The organism is Aeromonas allosaccharophila, assembly GCF_000819685.1.
GTDB classification, from domain to species: domain Bacteria; phylum Pseudomonadota; class Gammaproteobacteria; order Enterobacterales; family Aeromonadaceae; genus Aeromonas; species Aeromonas allosaccharophila.
Map to the genome: position 1 here is coordinate 1 of NZ_CDBR01000026.1, position 938 is coordinate 938.

Here is a 938-nt window from a genome sequence, read left to right on the forward strand (position 1 = left end):
TAATGGCCTTTCTCGTTATCAAGCGCCAATTGTTGCTTTCATGCTGTTTTTTTGTAATGAGGCATTCTCGGGAGTTGATGAAGTATGGAATGCCTCGCCGGCTACCCAGGATACTGCCTGGGCGCAGCAATATGCGGCACCTGTGAACCCAATGATCTCTGGAAATGGAGGCCGTGTAGACCTGTTTAATGGTTCAAGTACAGTGGCCACTGTTGGCGTACCAAGTACCGTAACCATGATCTATCTGACATTAGATCTGGATGGTCGAGGTATCACACAATTGGCGTTTGATTTACCTGAAGCAATCGCCAGAGGGAATGTGCGTCTTTACAACAGGGGCGGTGAAAATGCAGATAGGCCCTATGATGCCCTGGTGAGAGTCAGTAGCTCAGGTAACACAGTCACATTCAGAGGCGAAGGCATATGGACAGGATCACCAGTCATTAAGAGAATCGTGGGGTACTCCATGTGAAGTCATGTGAAAAAGCCGCTCGAAGCGGCTTTTTAGCAGCTAAATTACATAACGTCATAGCATGTAGCACCCCAGCTACTGAGGTTGTAATAGGTAACTTTCCAATGACTTTTGGTTGTGGCCGCATCAAATCCTGCTGAAAATACATTCCAGCCTGTCCCCCTATCCCCGTTGGCCGTATGAGCTGTCAGAGCACACCAGTGATGCCATCCAAAATCTGCAGAGTTTCCCCAATCCCCTCTATAGGTGCTGATCTGGTACTTAACGCCGCCGCCCCCACTGATTGCAGGGTTAACCGGCGCAGCATATTGCTGTGCCCAGGCAGTATCCTGGGTAGCCGGCGATGCGGCCCACGCATCGTCAACACCAGCCAAAGCATTCCCGTTGCAACACAACAGCAAAGCCGCCATAACGGCGGCGGCTGGATAACGAGAAAGGCCATTATCAGGATACCTAGAACTACCAT

2 protein-coding genes are annotated in these 938 nt (G+C 50.3%); one reads left to right on the plus strand and one right to left on the minus strand.

Going from position 1 to position 938, the window contains the following annotated elements; translation table 11 throughout:
• Positions 1–472, plus strand: a 472-nt coding sequence (locus tag BN1115_RS22540) for a hypothetical protein (RefSeq protein WP_167335550.1), incomplete at its 5' end; no start/stop codon positions are given.
• 44 nt (positions 473–516) lie between these two features.
• On the opposite strand, the gene BN1115_RS22640 is transcribed toward BN1115_RS22540, so the two are convergent.
• The coding region (locus BN1115_RS22640; protein ID WP_208597750.1) for a hypothetical protein at positions 517–938 on the minus strand (422 nt) is incomplete at its 5' end.